Annotated in this window: 13 protein-coding genes and 1 pseudogene; 1 reads left to right on the forward strand and 13 read right to left on the reverse strand. The window is 48.5% G+C overall.

Going from position 1 to position 17,398, the window contains the following annotated elements; all coding sequences use genetic code 11:
* Positions 1 to 28 precede the first annotated feature (28 nt).
* The 7 genes from EKM94_RS07695 to EKM94_RS07725 all read right to left on the reverse strand — a co-directional run bounded on the left by EKM94_RS07695 (position 29) and on the right by EKM94_RS07725 (position 7,639).
* On the reverse strand, positions 29 to 871 hold the full coding sequence (locus EKM94_RS07695; protein WP_125599976.1) for an SDR family oxidoreductase: 843 nt from the start codon (positions 869 to 871) through the stop codon (positions 29 to 31).
* Between the two features lie 193 nt (positions 872 to 1,064).
* Complete coding sequence (locus tag EKM94_RS07700) at positions 1,065 to 1,607, reverse strand: hypothetical protein (RefSeq protein WP_125599979.1); 543 nt, start codon at positions 1,605 to 1,607, stop codon at positions 1,065 to 1,067.
* Complete coding sequence (locus EKM94_RS07705) at positions 1,600 to 2,790, reverse strand: AAA family ATPase (protein ID WP_225422185.1); 1,191 nt, start codon at positions 2,788 to 2,790, stop codon at positions 1,600 to 1,602. The genes EKM94_RS07700 and EKM94_RS07705 overlap by 8 nt, the downstream gene beginning before the upstream one ends.
* A 133-nt stretch (positions 2,791 to 2,923) precedes the next feature.
* A complete protein-coding gene (gene asnA / locus EKM94_RS07710; RefSeq protein WP_125599981.1) occupies positions 2,924 to 3,931 on the reverse strand; it encodes an aspartate--ammonia ligase in 1,008 nt (335 codons plus the stop codon).
* A 405-nt stretch (positions 3,932 to 4,336) separates the two neighbouring features.
* Positions 4,337 to 4,549 (reverse strand): hypothetical protein, encoded by a 213-nt coding sequence (locus tag EKM94_RS07715; protein WP_125599982.1) that lies wholly within the window; start codon positions 4,547 to 4,549, stop codon positions 4,337 to 4,339.
* A gap of 222 nt (positions 4,550 to 4,771) precedes the next feature.
* Complete coding sequence (locus EKM94_RS07720; protein WP_125599983.1) at positions 4,772 to 5,062, reverse strand: hypothetical protein; 291 nt, start codon at positions 5,060 to 5,062, stop codon at positions 4,772 to 4,774.
* Positions 5,063 to 5,101: 39 nt separating this feature from the next.
* Complete coding sequence (locus tag EKM94_RS07725; RefSeq protein ID WP_125599984.1) at positions 5,102 to 7,639, reverse strand: M1 family metallopeptidase; 2,538 nt, start codon at positions 7,637 to 7,639, stop codon at positions 5,102 to 5,104.
* Between the two features lie 310 nt (positions 7,640 to 7,949).
* Between EKM94_RS07725 and EKM94_RS07730 the strand changes: the two genes are divergently transcribed.
* A complete protein-coding gene (locus EKM94_RS07730; protein ID WP_125599985.1) occupies positions 7,950 to 10,166 on the forward strand; it encodes a BspA family leucine-rich repeat surface protein in 2,217 nt (738 codons plus the stop codon).
* A 137-nt stretch (positions 10,167 to 10,303) separates the two neighbouring features.
* Here EKM94_RS07730 and EKM94_RS07735 read toward each other — a convergent pair whose 3' ends face one another.
* The 6 genes and pseudogenes from EKM94_RS07735 to EKM94_RS07760 form a co-directional block, all read right to left on the reverse strand.
* Positions 10,304 to 11,299, reverse strand: coding sequence for a LacI family DNA-binding transcriptional regulator (locus EKM94_RS07735; protein WP_125599988.1), 996 nt, complete (start codon positions 11,297 to 11,299; stop codon positions 10,304 to 10,306).
* A gap of 52 nt (positions 11,300 to 11,351) precedes the next feature.
* Positions 11,352 to 12,218 carry an ROK family protein gene (locus EKM94_RS07740; RefSeq protein ID WP_125599991.1) on the reverse strand — a complete coding sequence of 289 codons (867 nt, stop codon included), beginning with the start codon at positions 12,216 to 12,218 and terminating at the stop codon, positions 11,352 to 11,354.
* Complete coding sequence (locus EKM94_RS07745; RefSeq protein WP_125599994.1) at positions 12,215 to 13,699, reverse strand: glycoside hydrolase family 32 protein; 1,485 nt, start codon at positions 13,697 to 13,699, stop codon at positions 12,215 to 12,217. The genes EKM94_RS07740 and EKM94_RS07745 overlap by 4 nt, the downstream gene beginning before the upstream one ends.
* Positions 13,692 to 15,314: pseudogene (locus EKM94_RS07750) on the reverse strand (ABC transporter substrate-binding protein). The gene EKM94_RS07745 and the pseudogene EKM94_RS07750 overlap by 8 nt, the downstream one beginning before the upstream one ends.
* A gap of 22 nt (positions 15,315 to 15,336) precedes the next feature.
* On the reverse strand, positions 15,337 to 16,224 hold the full coding sequence (locus EKM94_RS07755) for a carbohydrate ABC transporter permease (RefSeq protein ID WP_125599997.1): 888 nt from the start codon (positions 16,222 to 16,224) through the stop codon (positions 15,337 to 15,339).
* A gap of 10 nt (positions 16,225 to 16,234) precedes the next feature.
* Positions 16,235 to 17,146, reverse strand: coding sequence for an ABC transporter permease (locus EKM94_RS07760; RefSeq protein ID WP_225422187.1), 912 nt, complete (start codon positions 17,144 to 17,146; stop codon positions 16,235 to 16,237).
* Positions 17,147 to 17,398 lie beyond the last annotated feature (252 nt).

Below are 17,398 nucleotides of genomic sequence, written 5' to 3' on the forward strand. Positions count from 1 at the left end.
TTTGTTCCGCCATAAGGCAGCGGCCCGATTAATTCGTTGTTTCAGGTCGCAGGGGTCCGTAGAAATAAGCGGCGGTGGCGCCACCATCGATCAGGAAAGTGGCCCCGCTAATGAAAGCTCCCGCCTCGCTCATCAATAAATCGGCTACGTTCGCTACTTCATCAGCGGTTCCGGGACGACCCGCCGGCGATTTAGCAAACATATTTTTGTAAAAATCACCGCGTGGACCATTGAACTCATCCAAGGCCAGCGGTGTGACAATGATTCCCGGCGCGATGTCATTCAAGCGGGCGCCCCGTTGACCCCATTTGACAGCTTCGGCCATCACGCGTTTCTCATTGCAGCGTTTGGCCAATTGGTAAGCGTGCAAGGAATCGCGGACTTGCCCTGGCTGTAACAAAGGCAATCCCAAGAGCTCCTCGGTCGGCGTCAACGCGAGCTGCTCATCTTCCGCCGCCGTTAGCGCCGGCATGCGATGGCCCGATTGACTGGAGATCGTCACGCCAACACCGCCGGGAGCGATCACCTGACCAACTTCTTCCAGCAAGACCGCCGTGCCGTAAAGATCGACCTGTAAAATCGTCTCGATCGACGCTTGGCTCGGTGAAACACCGGCCGCGTTGACCAAGGACTTGATCACGCCAAACCCCTGGGCAGTCGCGATCAACTGTTTGATCGACGTTCTTGACCCCAGATCAAGTGCCACCGGCAGCGCATCAAAGCCCGCCTCGTTCAGGATTTTAGCCATCGCTTGGGCATGAGCCAACACCTTGTCGCCTAAAATAATTTTCTTGCCTACACCCATTCGCCGGGCAATCGCCAGTCCGATTTGACCAGCGCCAGTTACAATCATGACTTCTCTTGTTTTCATCTCATGTGCCTCCATCGTTTTTTCACCTTAACAATGAACTTAGGTTACTCCCTTAGAGTAAGACGAAGGCAAGCGCTTGGTAGAGAAAATTTTTAAATAAATAATGAAAGCCCACCGTCATTCATGCGCAAATGAAATCAGTGGGCCTTATTAGCTCTCGTTGAATTTGAGAATCACAGAAACAACAGCTGATCTATCTAGTCGCCCTAAGATCATCACGCAACAGCCTGACCAACGTTTTCTCAATTGGATCAGAGGTGATTTGCCCATAGCGAATAATTGTTTGAACTAATTCCTCTGGACGTTGTTGCCAATATTGATAGACCACAGGATAGCTCTTAATATTCCCATGATTCAATTTCAAGGTTTGCTTGACATATTCACTGGGCTTACCCGCTTGCTTCGCGAAACCACGATATTGACCCTGCTGAATAATATAAAGAATCTCGATCTCCGGACGAGTCCAAAGTGTCTCAATTTGCGATATTTTCTGCCGATAGGGAAATGAGAGATTGAAACGTTCCTGACGAGAATCGATAATCCGATACAGATGAATCTGCCGATCAAATTCGTGGTTCAAGTATTTATTCTGAAACTGTTTCGCTGACCGCGTTCGAATCACTGCATGTTCAAGTAACTGCTCACGTTCAAAAAAACAGCAATGCTGGTCGATCAAGACATCTAAAATCGCGTGTTCCGCAGCACCTTCAGCCAGAAGTGCGATCCATTCATTCATTTTGATGACCCTGTTTCATTTTTTCGCGTAAATCCAGATAAGCTTGATAATTCGGTGCTGTTCCACCCAGATAATCTGACATGACCACTTCCGCGCGATTGAGATCCTGTCGATCCGCAATCGTTGAATAGCGCGCCGCCGATATTTTACTTTGACGGCGGACCAAATAGATTTGATCTCCGCGGGCCAAATCATCAAGCAAGTCAGCATAATGCGTACTGAAAATCAAGGTTGCCTGATGCGGGTTAGCGTTGACATCTGTAAAAAATGAAATAAAGGCCCGCACGATCGCTAAATTAAAGTGATTTTCCAATTCATCAATGAAGATGATCCCACCGGTTTTAAGCGCCTGTTGGACATATTGAAACAGCGTTACTGCTTTTGCCGTACCCGACGAAAGATAATATTCAATCGTTGCAAAATTACTGTCGGTTATTTCATGGTCGCTCTCCTTGAATTTCAAGCGATAAAAAGCCTGACCACTCTGATTGCGCTCAATTCGCAAGTAATCAATGGTTGGATCCAAATAGGTTAACAGCGCACTGGGTACCTCATTACTCCCGTATGCCACCAAGTTGATATCCGTAAACATCAAGTTATCATAGATCGGCTGAACGCGATAATTCCGCTCAACGATCAATGAGCGCAAGATCGAATCATCCGGTGCCAACAAGGAAAGCGCAGACGCTTCTAAATTTTGCCGATCCAATAACGTCTTGGCTTGCTTGAAATCAAATAATGTTTTTCGGGATAATCCGCTCGTTGCTTTCTTGACAAAGATCTGTTCAGAGCGGATGATCCACGCTTGCGGCTGATCCAAATCCGGCGCCAAAACTAGCCGATCTAAAAAGAGCCGCTGATCGGTCCCGTAGAAATACACATCTAGCTGAATCGACTGCTCTCCTAATAGCACTTCTGGCAAGTGAGTCTGGGCGATTGATTGACGATTAAGCAGGAGCTTCAGTGTCCCCAGAATCAATTTCATCGTCAACGTCTTACCCGAGGCATTTCGACCAGTCAACGCCACCGCCCGATTTGCCCAGACACGACCAAATAAGTGACGCAGATCTTGTTGCTGATCTGCGGTCACGCGTTGCTCGTTAACAACTGAAAAAAGCGGACCGTCTTCGATCAGCGGATGATGATAAACGGCCATCTCTAAAAAGACTAACTGCGCTTGCAAAGCATCAACCCCTTTCTAAATTAGTATAACATAAAATAACCACTTCAAACGAATTGGGCGTTTGAAGTGGTTATTTTTTAGCGGTTCCCATTAAAATTCCGACCGCCAACGACACATACGCGTTCATAAATTTCTACAAGATCTGGATCCGCTTCGCCGCACATTGATCCAACATCGCTTGCGGCCAAATACTCGCTTGAACCTCGCCCACATGCGCTTTGCCCAGCAACAGCATGCACAACCGCGACTGCCCGATCCCGCCGCCGATGGTGTATGGTAATTGGTGGTTTAACACCATTTGATGATATGGGAATTCCAAGCGTTCTTCTAAATTCAGCTCCCGCAATTGTGACACCAGCGAATCCTGATCCACCCGAATGCCCATGCTGGAAATCTCCAAAGCCATTTGCAACGGCTCATACCAAAAGAGAATATCGCCATTCAATTGCCAGTCGTCATAATCCGGCGCGCGATCATCATGGCGTTCACCATTGCGCAGGCGACCGCCGATCTGCATGAGAAACACACACCCCAATTCGCGACAAATCGCATTTTCGCGTTCCTTATCATTGAAATCAGGATAGCGATCCGCCAATTCCTGCGTCGTCACGAAATGGATCTGCTCGGGCAAATGATGGACAGCTTGCGGATAGCGATACCAAACTTCGTGCTCCATATGCTTGATCACTTTAAAAATCGTCTGGACCGTTTCCTCCAGGGTGGTCAAAGTCCGCTCGTTTTTGGCGATGATTTTCTCCCAATCCCACTGGTCAACGTAAGCCGAATGAATATTATCCAGCTCCTCGTCCTTACGAATCGCGTTCATATTGGTGTACAAGCCTTCGTGCATTTTGAAACCATAACGCTTCAAGGCGACCCGTTTCCACTTCGCCAAAGAATGAACGATTTCGATCCGTCGATCCGGCAGATCCGCCATAGTAAAATGGACCGGCTCCTCCACACCGCTCAGATTATCGTTCAATCCTGTCGCCTGGTCAACGAACATCGGCGCCGATAACCGGGACAGATTCATTTCCCGACCAAACTCATCCTGGAAAGTCTCCCGAATAAAACGAATCGCTTTTTGCGTTTCTGGAATCGACAATTTGGGGTCATAGGCCGTGGGGATCACTAATTTCATTACATTTTCCTCCTCGATTTTTCCATAAAAAAAGTCTCTCATCCCTAAATCTAGGGACGAAAGACTTCGCGGTACCACCCAAGTTGCCTGTTCACGAACAGACCACCTCAATAGTGTACAAACATACACCACCGATGGTAACGTACCGGCAACGGCTCGACCTACTTTGATCCTCGGATCATTTTGACGAGCAACTAAGCAAGTGTTTTTCAAACGGGGCAGGCACTGGTTGGGTTTTCACTATTCCCAATTCACTGTCAGGCTGGCGAGTTTTACTTGTCTTGCTTCTTGTTTTTTGTTCTGTGAATTTAATCTTACCAGATTCGTCTGAATTGTAAAGCCCCTTCACCAAAAATAATCTGGCGCCGCGACAGAGTGTGAGCCGACCTGATCAGCTTCTGAGCATTAGCCTAGCAAAAGTAGCTTGGCCGCAGCTTGCGCTGCGAAATTCGGGGTGAGCTCGCTGTGGGCGTCACTTTGAGCTTCGCAAAACCCGCGAATCTCAAAGCTGAGCCTTGGCCTAAGCGGCAGAGCCGCTAAGGCCAATTTCACGGCGATCTCACCCCGAATTTCTCCGCTCCAGCCGCTCAACGTTTTAACAGCCGTTTGAGTACTCACGCCGGCTGGCAGGCTATGGTCAATTGATGGGGAGCCACGTAATTGACGACCGTGGTTAGTGGTTACAATTTTTAAATTGGTGACACCAGTGCAGTCTGCCTGATGAACTGAGGCAACTTCTTGATGAATCGGCCGAATCGGTCGTTTTCCATCCAGGGATTGTTAAAGAAATAAGCAGAGACTGTTCAGCCCACGTAAAATGTCCCGATCTCTTGATCCAATTCAGTTGGCATTGCCGTCCCACCTCAAAAGTGGGCGATTGTTTTGACCGCTAGCTTGCAAAACCACTTCGTCAGATACCCAACTTCGATTGCCGATAGGCTCAATTCTGCCTAGCAACCGGCTGGGACTGCGCGGCTCAGTGGTGAAATTGTCCTTGGCGGCTTTGCCGCTTAGGACAAGGCTCGATTTGAAGACAAGCCGCGCACTTTGCGGATTGGCTTCAAACGATGCCCACCACGTTCCAGTCCGCATCAGCAGTCCCAGCCGGTTGCGCTCACGCGCAACACCCACCAAAACCTGCAATCTAACCGGACACCAACTCACACAATGTTATTTAGCAACAACGGTCGCCACAGCAGCATTGACCGCTGCCTGTTCGTCTGCAATCAAGGCGACGCGACTTTCGATCACTTTGGTATCCATCTTGATTTCCCGCATCAAGCCGGACTCGTTGATTTTCGGCTCGAAGAAAGCCTTAAATTCAGCCAGCCGCTCTGGGGTACGGAAAGCGCCTGTGGTCACCATGATGTAGGTTGGGAATTCCATGTCGCCGCCAACGGTTTTTTCGAGCCAGGACCATTCGTTGCGTAACCAGTCCCAAGCTGCCTGTTGACCAGCCTTGTTATTCAAAACATTGCTGTACCAAGCTCGCAGGTCTTGCGGTTTGATGGTGTCCGCATCTTCAAAGGCGGTGACCAGCCGGGCGATCAAGTCCGGATCCGTCGTCTTGGTCAACGCGAAGCACAGGCTGCTCTTGTAGCTGGCGTCAGCGGAATGACGATAATCCGCTAACAAGCGGTCGAAGAGTGCCGTCGAGCCGTAATGGACCACTTCATTGGTCAAAATATACGGCCGTGTTTCTGCCGGCAAGGCACTTAAGTCAGCTGAATTGGCCGCGAAAATTTCGTGGGCCGCCACAATGGCTTGCGGATTTTGCGCGTATTGAGCCGCATCCAAAATAAATGGTCGGGTCATTTGGTCATCGATCGATTCACCTGCTTGAGCCGGCCAGCCTAAGCGCGCCATTTGTCCAGCGCTCAACTGATCAACAAACGCTTGTAAGTTTTTCTCAGCGGCGGAGTCTGGTTCAACGAATTTCTTGAGGTTGTTCACCACTCGGTATAAGGCCGCGTTGGTCAGGCTGGCAGCGCTGTTGGCGAATTTTGGCAAAAGGGGCACTAAGTCAGCGTAGGAAAGCTGACGTCCTTCCGCGAGTAACCGTAAGTCTTGCAAAATCTGTAATTGCGAGATTGGGTCCATGGCTGGCGCCTGTTGCAAAAGATCGGCCAATAACGTTTGACCATAGTTGACGATAAAGTGAGAATTGTTCCCCACATTCAACCGGAACGGCTGACCCGCCGCGGCGCGCAGGCTGGCATAATCGCCGAGCACAACTTGCTTTTCGGTCATGATCGTTGGTGCGGCGTCGTAATTGCTGTTCAATGGAATTTGCCATTGGCGGCCAGACGCTTGGCCAGCGCCAATGAAGAACTGTTGTTGACTAATGGTCAATTGTCCAGCAACCACGCTGGCGCTGACCACTGGATAGCCTGGTTGTTCCAGCCAAGACTGCATGATCGCGCCAACATCCATGCCTGAAGCCGCGCCTAAAGCTGCCCACAGATCGGCGCCAGTGGCGTTGCCATATTGATGCGCGGCGAAATAATTCTTCAAACCAGCCCGTAACGCCTCATCGCCTAACAGCGCTCGAACCATCACCAACATCCGCGCGCCCTTCGCGTAAACGATCGCGCTGTCGAATAAGGAATCGATCTCAGCTGGATCTTCCACCTTGACATGGACGGATTGCACACCATCCGTGGCATCCCGCGTCAAAGCAGCCGGCACATCGGATTTTTGGAACAATTCCCAAACATGCCAATCTGGTTCGATCGCGTCGATGGCCACGTATTCCATCATGTTGGCGAAACTTTCATTCAACCACAGATCGTCCCACCACTTCATCGTTACCAAATCGCCAAACCATTGATGGGCCAATTCGTGAGCGATCACAGTCGCCACCAATTGCTTCATCTGTAACGCGGTATTATCTGGATCGATCAACAAGTAGGCTTCCCGATAAGTCACCAGCCCCCAGTTTTCCATTGCGCCGGCGGAAAAGTCAGGTAGGGCTAACTGCCAAGAATGGGGTAGTGGATAAGGTGTTTGATAGAAGTCTTCGTAAAACTCGATCGACCGTTTGGCAATATCCAAAGCGAAATCCAGTTCTTTGGCCGCATGGGCTTTGGTGCCGAAAACGCCGACTTGAACGCCACTCTTGGTCGTCGTCAATTTACTTTGTAACTCACCAAACGCGAACGCAACCAAGTATGTCGACATTTTAACCGTGGTCGCAAAATAATGGACGCCATTTTCCACGCGCAGTTCCGGCATGTTGCTCAAGGTGGTCTCCCCTGGTCGCTCGTCGTATTTGATGGCCAAATCAAAAGTTGCTTTAGCTTCGGGTTCATCCACACAAGGGAACGCCTGCCGAGCGGCGTTGGTTTCAAATTGAGTGCCAATGATCTGTTCCTTGACGCCGTTCAATTCATAATAGGAAGGATAGATGCCCATCATCGTGTCGGTCAACGGCGCGGTATAGGTAATCGTCACAGACACAGCGCCGGCTTGCGGTAATTCGATCCGCAGAGCATCATTCTTTGGATCAAGGGTGAATGGGACTGCCGCGCCGTCTGCAGCAACAGTAGTCACCGCCAGATCCTTCTGATGGATCGCGATTTGCGCCGCGCTGGCCTGACCGCTGATCGTGGTTTTCCCGCTGATCACCTTCGTACCGCGATCGATGTCGAGATAAATTTGATAATGGTCCGGTTGAAATGCCTGATAAAAACGCGTTGTTTCTGCCATAATTGCCTCCAATAATTATATTTGATGAGAAAAATTAATAGATTCATTATACAACTTTCCACATGAAGTTACAGCAAATCAGACTACTTCTTTCGTGGGCCCTGTCAAGAAACCATAAGCGAAGCACACATTTGTCACTAATTCTAATCAAATGATCTCGTCCTGTGCTGTCAGCCCCGCCGCGCATTAATCTTTACTTTCAGCGCCGCGTTTGTTATCTTTACCTTGAAGGTATGATGTCTAGCCATGTTTCAGTCAAACATTTGGGGGAAAGTTCAGTCATCGGCTTGAGCACAAACAGGAGGAAACCATGAAAATTAAACAGCAACCACCACCCGCTGGCCGGCAAACGGTCGCCGTGAACAAACCACGACGATTGCTTTTTGTTGGCTGGTTTTATTTTTGCGGATTGGTGTTATCCAATTCGATCACTGTGCCAGCGGCCACGATTTTGGCGGCGACAGCCACGACGCCACCATCAGAAGTTGCAACAGTCAACACCCAGCCTCACAGCAACGCCATTTTACAATCAGTTGAATCTATCGCTGACAGCAATCAACTTGCGGCAACTCCGATGACAACGGACCCAGTTCCGATCACCTCGGTTACGGCGACAGCGGCAGACCTTGACGAACAAGCGCAGGTCGGTCAGGATGACAATGGCGCCACGGAGTCCACCGCTGTGCCGGCCACCGAAACGTCCACACCAGCGACTCCGGAAATAGACCAAATTTCACCAGCAGCAGGCCAAATTTCAAAAGCAGGAACCTTCGGAACGGTCGCTTGGCGTCTGGAGGATCAAGCCGGAACATTGGTGCTTGTCCTAGGTGCTGGTGAACTAGGCGAGATTGCTTTTGATTACAATAATACCAATCCATCCGAGCGTTCCCAATTACCTTGGCTAAGCTCCCAAACTGCTATTCAAAAAGTTGTTTTTGAGGGTCCCGTGACCGCCCATGCAACAGCTGATAGTACGGGTACCTTTCGCAGTTTGGCCGGCCTTTTCGATAATATGAAGTCTCTGACCGTCCTTGAAAATATTTCACATTTACAAACAACCCAAGTCAATGATCTGAGCTATCTCTTCAATGATTGCGCGTCACTGCCAGCAATCGACCTGACCCATTTTGAAACCAGTGCCGCTACCGATTTCTCACAAATGTTCTCGGGTTGTTCGCGCCTAACAAGTTTAGATGTCTCACCTTTGGATACTAGTGCCGCTACTTATATGCCTGGTATGTTCGCAGGGACCAAGACCTTAACCGAAATTGTTGGTTTAGACAAATTGAAAACTGCTCGGGTCACGAACTTCAGTGCCATGTTTGAAGGGTGTTTCAACTTAACAGAGTTAGATATCACGCAATTCGATTTCGGTCAGGCTGCGGCGATTTATAGCATGTTTACCAACTGCACCGAGCTCACAACACTGGACTTGAGTGCTTTTGACACCCTGTCTAACACACCGACGCAACCCTATTCATTGGATCAAATGTTCTCAGGGTGCTTAAGCTTGACCACATTAGATCTTCAACCCTTTGTGGATAAGCCGCTAGGTTATTTGTCATATACCTTCTCTGATTGCGCCAGCCTAACGACACTGGATCTCTCAATGCTAAAGACGGCTGCTGTGACTAGCTTTGAATCCACTTTTGCCAATTGCACCAGTTTGAAATCGATAAATTTGACCGGTCTGGATACGAGCAGTGCCACGACCATGGCAACGATGTTTTTAAACACCAATTCATTACACCGACTGAACCTCAGCCACTTCCAGACGGAAAATTTGACTACTGCGATGGGCATGTTCGCCTCACTAGATTTAGGCACAGGTGAACCCACTGGCCCGAGCCAACTGGAAGATTTGGACATTTCGGGGCTGACCACCACGCAATTAGACGACGATGGACTGGATATGATGCTGACTGGCCTCATTAATTTAAAAAAATTGAAGCTTGGCGCAGCCACCAAATTAACGCGCGCCGTTGACTTGCCGGAATCCTCGGGACGAGAAGGCAAATGGCAACAAATTGACGATGACGCGGCAGTTTTCGCCAATGTGGATTTGATGGACCTATACAACGACCCGCCACGGGCAGCGACCTATGTTCCTTGGGGGCAAGTGCCTGATGAAGGTGACGGTTCTGAGACTCCAGGTGGCGGCGGATCCGAAAACCCCGATGACGGTGACGATGAGAACAATAATGGCGAAAAACCTGACGACGGGGATGACGGCGACACGATCGCGCCCGAGCCTGATGATGATCAAGATACCGAGAATGATCCCGGTGATGACGGGACTGATCAGGACAATCAGGCTGATTCTGGCGATGACACGGTGGATCCCGAACGGCCAGTTTTACCAGCGACGGGGGCCGAATCCGGGGTGCGGGATCGACTGCCGCAGACTGCCGAGACCAGCAACAGGCGGGCTCAGCAACTGGGCATGCTGCTACTGAGCGGGGTCCTGTTAGGCTTAGGCGTCATGGTGTTACCGCGGAGAAATCACAGATCAACGCGCCCGCATTAGTCTCAAGCACAAAAGGGCAAGCGTAGTCTACTTGAAATAACGCTAGACCCTTTAATACGAGAGTAAAAGACCAGCTCAGATGAGCTGGTCTTTTGCTGGTGCTACTATTGATAACCGTAACCGTTGGCGCTTGCCCCTTACCTCAGGTCAATTTGCCGTGGTCTCGTTGTGCCCCCGTCCTCGAAATGCACCGGTAAGACCGTACGTTGCGGCACGGTTTGACCTTCGATCACCGCAATCAAGAGCGCCACCGCCTGCTCAGCCATTTCCTTGACTGGCTGCGCAATCGTCGAGACCAGATAATCAGCGCCATCATTGATCCGCTGACCATCAAAACCAATAACCTGAATATCTTCCGGGATTCGATAGCCCTGGCCGCGCAAAATCCTGATCACATCTAAGGCCATCCCATCATTGATCGTAAAGATTCCATCAATGGTTGGATGTTGCCGAATCAGCGCCTGCACTTGCTGCACCAAATTAGGCCAAGTAATCGGCTCTAGCATATCGAGGACCTGGTAACTGAGACCACGTTCGTTACACTCGATTTCAAAATATTTCCGCCGACTTTTCGTTTCGTTGGGCGTTTCCTGATAACCGCCGATATAAGCGATATTCTTACAACCACGCGCGACCAGCTCTGAAACCGCCATTCTGCCGCCAGTGGAATTGTCCGCTGTCACATAAATGACGTCCTCGGTAAAATAGCGATCGATACTCACAAATGGCAAGTTACTCGAAATGTATTTATCAATGTCAGAATAAGTGATGCCGATGATGCCATCAACTTTATTTTGCGCCACCAACTGAATATAATCTTTTTCCTTCTCGGCGTTCCCATCCGAATCGCACAAATACATTTTGTAATGCCGAGCTTCAAGACTTTTTTCGACCCGAAAGGCAAATTCAGCGAAGAAAGGGTGCCAGACACTGGGCAAAATCAAAGCAACGGTCTGCGTTCGGTTGGTTTTCAGCCCCCGGGCGTAAAAATCGGGTTGGTAGCCCAATTCCGCAATGGCTGCCTCAACTTTTTGTCTGGTGGTAGCCTTGACGGAGCCATTGTTCAACACTCGTGAAACAGTCCCGACGCCGACGCCAGCTAATCTGGCGACCTCTTTCATTGTTACTTTCATTACCGATCCCTCACATTCATAAACAAAGTATAATGTAAGGTTTGAAGATTAGCTAGCTTAAATCAACTTTTCCCATGGCTAAGACCAAGCAACCAAGGATTCCCTGTTGATCTGCCAAACGGGCCGGCTGCAGGTAGTCTGCTATGGCAATGGTGCGATAACCGTGATCCAGTTCCAGAAACTTCCGCCGAATGCCTGCGATGACCCGTGGCTGCTTCATCACGCCACCACCTAGGACGATTACTTCTGGATCCAACGTTAGACTGGCATTGTAGATGGCCTGACCTAAATAATTCTCAATCAAATCCCAAGCTGGATCAGTCGCCGGAATCGCTGCACCGGACCGCCCCGTTCTCTGCGAAAGCGCGGTGCCACTGGCCATTCCTTCCAGACAATTGCCGTGATAGGGACAACAACCAGCAAAAGTATCCCGAGGATCGATGGCCAGCGCAACATGACCCATTTCCGGATGTGCTAAGTTGCCGACGATTTGACCACGATTGATCGCACCGGCACCGATCCCCGTGCCAACTGTATAGTACAGGCAACTATTAAGCCCTTTAGCATTGCCAAAATAATATTCCCCGTAACACGAAACGTTGACGTCGGTCGTCACCATCACCGGTATCTGTAACGCCTCAGTTAAGGTTGCAACGATGGGATAATTGACCCACGCTTGCTTCGGTGTGTTCGTGATGTAGCCGTATGTTGGTGACTGCGGGTTCAGATCAACCGGGCCAAACGTTCCCAGCCCGATTGCCGCCAATTGATATTTTTGGAAGAACGCAATCGTCGCAGCCATTGTAATTGCCGGCACTTCGGTGGAAATCGTCAGCTGCTCAACGATTTGATACTTGTCATCGCCCACGGCCAGAACAAATTTAGTTCCGCCTGCCTCGATTGCCCCATATAATGTCATGATTTAACCCGTCCAATCTCAAATGAAATAATTCGTGCCTGACCAGTCGCAGTGAATTCAATATCTTCACCCCGCTCAATCTCGTAGAAAGTCATCGACATTGCCTGGAGTCCATTGATAAATACCTCGATAGAACTTGTATCGCGAAACGCTTCAATCACCAATTGGTCATTGATCAAAGGCACGACCACCGACCGACTATCATGGGCGCCGGGTTCATCGCCGGTAATCACATAACCCATCTGTTTTCGCGAAAGCGTAAAGGTGGTTGCTGCCCGATCATAGGTCATTTTCAAGCAGCCGCTGTGACTCTTGGCAAAGTCGATCTCAAAGCGCTGCGCCGCGGTCAAATCAATCACGGCCTGGAAATAAGTATTCTCTTGCACCAACTTATGAAAGGTCACCGGCTGTGTCGTCACTTCAATATTCTCTGAGCCGTAGCTATATTCAAGATCACGATAAATAGTCGTTAACGGCTTTTGTAATAAGCGTTGATCGCGAATATGCAGTTCGCGCGGTAGTGTCATGGACCCCGACCAATGATGATCCAGCTCGGCGGTGGGCATCGTTCGTCCCCACATTTGCATCCAAGCCATCATGATCCGCTGGCCACGACTATCAACCAAGGTTTGGGCCGCATAGAAGTCCAAACCATGGTCCACCTCATGATAAGTTTGCGGACTAAATTGACCGCTGGCCCAATCCATCGCGCCAATAAAAGCAACGGTCGAACTAATATTCTGATACTCTTGGCCCTGAGCCTTGATTTGGACTGGTGAGACCAATAATACCGTCTGACCATCCAAGTCGAAGAAGTCCGGGCACTCCCACATCACACCCTGGTCAGCATTACCCGCTAACAAAACACTCTGATAGTCCCATTTCAGTAGATCCGTTGAGGTGAAAAGCAAGACCTGCCCCCGTTGATCTGCTGTCTTTGATGCAACCAGCGCGTAAAAGCGATGATCATGAATAACGACCTTTGGATCACGAAAATCATGAAGATCACCGACTGATCCTAATTCCGTCCCACTGATCACTGGATTGCTAGTCAACTTCTCAAAGTGAACCCCGTCTTCAGAAACGGCGAGACATTGCGTTTGATAGGCTACCCCAGCTTCCACGCGGTGACCGGTGTACATCAGATATAGCCGTTGCTCATACTCAAAGGCACTGCCTGAGAAGCAACCATCCTTGTCGTACCATTGATCTGGCGCCAGCGCAATGGGTAAGTGTTCCCAATGGATCAGGTCCTTAGATTTCGCGTGTCCCCAATACATCGGGCCCCATTCAGCCGAATAAGGATGATACTGATAAAACATGTGGTATTCATTGCGATAATAGATAAAACCATTGGGGTCATTGATCCAGCCGACTGGCGCCATCAAGTGATAGTGATTCCGATATCGGGGATTGACCTTATTGCGCTGATGTTCGACGAAGCTGTTAGCTTGGGCCAGCAAATTATGCTGCTCAATCATTGGCACTGGCCCCCTTCACAAATTTATCATAACCTTTCTGTTTGATCTGCAACCAATCATCAAGCCCAACTCGTTTCAGTTCCTTGAGATACGCTGGCCATTCCTTATCGATCTTGCCATTGGTGATTCATTCAGCCCGCTTACGATAAATATAATCCCACATATCCGTTTCGATTTTTGCCAAACGGTCGGTATCCTTCTTATCTAAGAAAACCTTAGGGTAAGTATTGTCATTGGTGATATATGGCGTGTAAGTCTGATGCATCAAGTTCAGGCGCCATTGGGCATCATCTGGCATTGTGGTCACTTTACCATAGTAACTGTTCAGCACAGCCAACGGACCAGCGCCTTCAGTCTTTTGCCGCAATTCGCCGGGTGCCGTACCATTGAGGGGCAAATGATGTAACATCCCATCCTTCAATTCGAAGATATTGGCCTGCTTCTTATCGCCATATGTGCCCCAGTTATTCTGAACGGATTGTAACGGTTCATACATTTTGTCGACCCATCGTGCGGTCAATTCTTGATTCTTATTGGCGCTGGTGATCACAAATCGATCCCGTGAGAAGCCCATCCCATTCGTCCGCGTCACATGCTTTTCCCCACTCGGGCCAGCCAAGACTGGCAACACATCATAATCATCATTATCCCCCGTGATATTGGTCTTATCCCAGGTGAAATAAACCCCCAGCTTCTGAGCCTTACCCTTGGCTACGTAAGTATTCCAATCTTGTTCAAATGCTTCCGAGTCGATCAGGCCCGCTTGGTACATCTCGTGAAAATACTTAATTGCCGCTTGATAACCAGGTTTATCCGCCGTAAAGATTGCCTTCCCCTTATTATCCACGATCAAATGGTCATCATTGTCCCCTAGACCAAAGGCCGCAAATAAGAATTTCAGATCCTCATTGCCACCATTATTGATAAAGGAGAACGGAATTTCATCGGCTTTCCCATTGCCGTTAGGGTCCTTGGTCTTGAAAGCCTGCAAAACCGTCATCAATTCGGCTGTCGTGGTCGGCATTTTCAAGCCTAATTTCTTTAGCCAACTTGTATTGATCCAGGCCATGTCATTGACCGTATGGATCGATTCCTTATCTTTACCCAATTCCTCGATCCAAGGGAATGAATAAATATGACCATCTGGCGCAGTGGACAACTGTTTATATTCCGGATTCTCGGCGAATATTTTCTTCAGATTAGGCATATATTTGTCGATCAGGCCTTCTACCGGCACAATGACATCGCTATCCGCCCAATTCAACAGATCATAATCACTTGCCCCAGCGTTAAAGATGGCGTCAGGCAAATCACCACTGGCAATGTCCAAGTTTCGTTTTTCTGCAAAATCCGCATTGTAATTGGTCCAGTCGATATGCACATTCGTATCTTTTTCCAAGCGTTTGAAGATCAGTTTACTATTAGGATCTTTAGGGGCCAACGCTGCTCCTTGGGAAATCATTTTCAACGTTACTTTCTTCTTCAATGGTAATTTGACCTTAGTCAATTCATAATCTGGACTGGATTTTGACGCAGCAGCCCCAGATTTACCACATGCTGTCAGGGTCAGCGCCGTAACAACAAGTAATGATAACGCAAGAATACTTTTCTTCATTTTTCTCTCTCCTTTTTTTGGTCTAGCCCTTGATCGAGCCAACCAAAATGCCCTTATCAAAATATTTCTGGAAGAATGGATACATCACGATCAACGGTAAACTGGAAATAACGATCGTTGAATACTTGATCAACTCCGCAATTTGTTTCATTTCGGCCATAGCCGTATTCGCGCCGATCATATCCTGGGAAGGCTGATTTTGGATCAGAATATTTCTTAACACCAGTTGCAAAGGTTGCAAGTCGGGATTCTTTAAGTAAATCATGGCGTCGAAGTAGGCGTTCCACTGCCCAACAAACGCGTACAAGAACAAGACGAACATGATCGGCTTAGCTAGGGGCAACATGATCTTGAAAAGGATTTGCAGATCATTCGCCCCATCGATCGTCGCCGCCTCCGACAACTCTTTCGGCAACCCGTTGAAATAAGTCCGTGCTAGAATGATATTCCAAACATTAACGGCCCCAGGAACGATCAAGGCCCAAGGTGTATCCAGCATACCCAGATCTTTGATGATCAAGTAGGTTGGAATCAAACCGCCCCCAACAAACATTGTGATGACAAAGAACATCGTGATCACATTGCGGCCAACAAGGTCCTTTTTGGACAACGGATAGGCCGTCAGCATCGTCACTAAGACCGTCAAGAAACTAAAAGTGAACGAGTAGAACAGCGAGTTCATAAAGCCACGCAGAATCGATGAGTCGGCGAAAACCCGACGGTACCCTTGAGTGGTCCAATCACGCGGATTGAAACTGATGCCCTTGTTGATCAGCGTCGCCGGATCCATAAAAGAGGCAATCACAACGTAAATCAACGGGATGATCGTGATCAGAACCAAGAAGGCGATAATGATGCGGTTGACCCGCATGATGCGTTTATCAAATTTGGTATACGTTTGCATATCCATGTGCGTTCACCTAGAGTCCTTCCCCGTCGTTTAATTTCTTAGTAATGCCGTTGACGATGACCAACAAGACAACATTGATCACCATATTGAACAAGCCCACTGCTGCTGAATACGCGTAATCCCCGGATTGCAGCCCGATTTTGTAAACATAAGTGGAAATGATCTCAGAGGTGGGAATATTCATTGAGGTCTGCATCAAAAACGCCTTTTCATATCCGACATTCATAATGTTGCCTGCCGAAAGAATAAAGTTAATGACCATGATCGGTCTTAATGCAGGTAAATCAATGTGCCAGATCCGTTGAAGAATATTAGCCCCATCCAAATTGGCTGCTTCGTAAAGATCCGAATTGACCCCCGCCAAGGTTGCCGTGTACAGAATTGATGACCAGCCAATGCCTTGCCAAATTCCGGAAAGAATATAGATCGACCGGAAATAGCCAGGATTCGACATGAACAAGATCGGATGCCCCGTTATCTTCGTGATCAAGCTATTGATCGGACCGTTCGCGGACAAGAACAAGAACAGCATCCCCACGATGATGACCACCGAGATAAAGTTGGGGGCATAGAGAATCAGTTGCAGTTTCTGGCGAATCTTCTTACTGATGATCTGATTCAGCGAAATCGCCAAAATGATTGGCGGCAAAAAGCCCAATAATAGCCCATAAATACTGATTTTCAAGGTGTTGGTCAATAACATACTGAAATTTGGTGAAAAAATGAAATCTTTGAAGTGTTGCAAGCCGACCCAAGGACTAGCCGTGATTCCTAACATCGGATTGTAATCTTTGAATGCAATAATGGCGCCATACATTGGAAAGTACTTAAAGATGATTGTCAGAATCACGCCGGGCAATAACAAGACGTATAACCATTTATCGCGTTTAAGTCGATTCTTCGTCTTGGTCCATTTACTGATTCTGACCCCAGACGTCGCCTTGAGCGATTGCTGATTCTGAATTTCTGAACTGTTTTCCAATAGTTCCTCCTCCTTTTAGAAACGTTTCCACTTTAACCCAATAAAAAAGTGGAAATCTTGATACCACTGGAAGTCTGCTGTGATCGATTGATTTTGGAAACGTTTCCGTTTTCATTTATAGAATAAACCCTTACGGCCAGGTTGTCAACGCTTTCTCGAAATTTATTTCAGTCGTACTGGTCAAGCCAGCAT

Origin of the sequence: Lapidilactobacillus achengensis, assembly GCF_003946655.1 — a bacterium.
Taxonomy (GTDB): Bacteria; Bacillota; Bacilli; order Lactobacillales; family Lactobacillaceae; genus Lapidilactobacillus; species Lapidilactobacillus achengensis.

What these genes read in the sequence shown, in the direction of transcription:
- EKM94_RS07740 (WP_125599991.1), bottom strand. Translation starts at nt 12,218, where the DNA reads ATGACATTATATGGGGCAATCGAGGCAGGCGGAACTAAATTTGTTCTG.
- EKM94_RS07725 (WP_125599984.1), bottom strand. Translation starts at nt 7,639, where the DNA reads ATGGCAGAAACAACGCGTTTTTATCAGGCATTTCAACCGGACCATTAT.
- EKM94_RS07755 (WP_125599997.1), bottom strand. Translation starts at nt 16,224, where the DNA reads ATGGATATGCAAACGTATACCAAATTTGATAAACGCATCATGCGGGTC.
- EKM94_RS07730 (WP_125599985.1), top strand. Translation starts at nt 7,950, where the DNA reads ATGAAAATTAAACAGCAACCACCACCCGCTGGCCGGCAAACGGTCGCC.
- asnA (WP_125599981.1), bottom strand. Translation starts at nt 3,931, where the DNA reads ATGAAATTAGTGATCCCCACGGCCTATGACCCCAAATTGTCGATTCCA.
- EKM94_RS07735 (WP_125599988.1), bottom strand. Translation starts at nt 11,299, where the DNA reads ATGAAAGTAACAATGAAAGAGGTCGCCAGATTAGCTGGCGTCGGCGTC.
- EKM94_RS07695 (WP_125599976.1), bottom strand. Translation starts at nt 871, where the DNA reads ATGAAAACAAGAGAAGTCATGATTGTAACTGGCGCTGGTCAAATCGGA.
- EKM94_RS07700 (WP_125599979.1), bottom strand. Translation starts at nt 1,607, where the DNA reads ATGAATGAATGGATCGCACTTCTGGCTGAAGGTGCTGCGGAACACGCG.
- EKM94_RS07745 (WP_125599994.1), bottom strand. Translation starts at nt 13,699, where the DNA reads ATGATTGAGCAGCATAATTTGCTGGCCCAAGCTAACAGCTTCGTCGAA.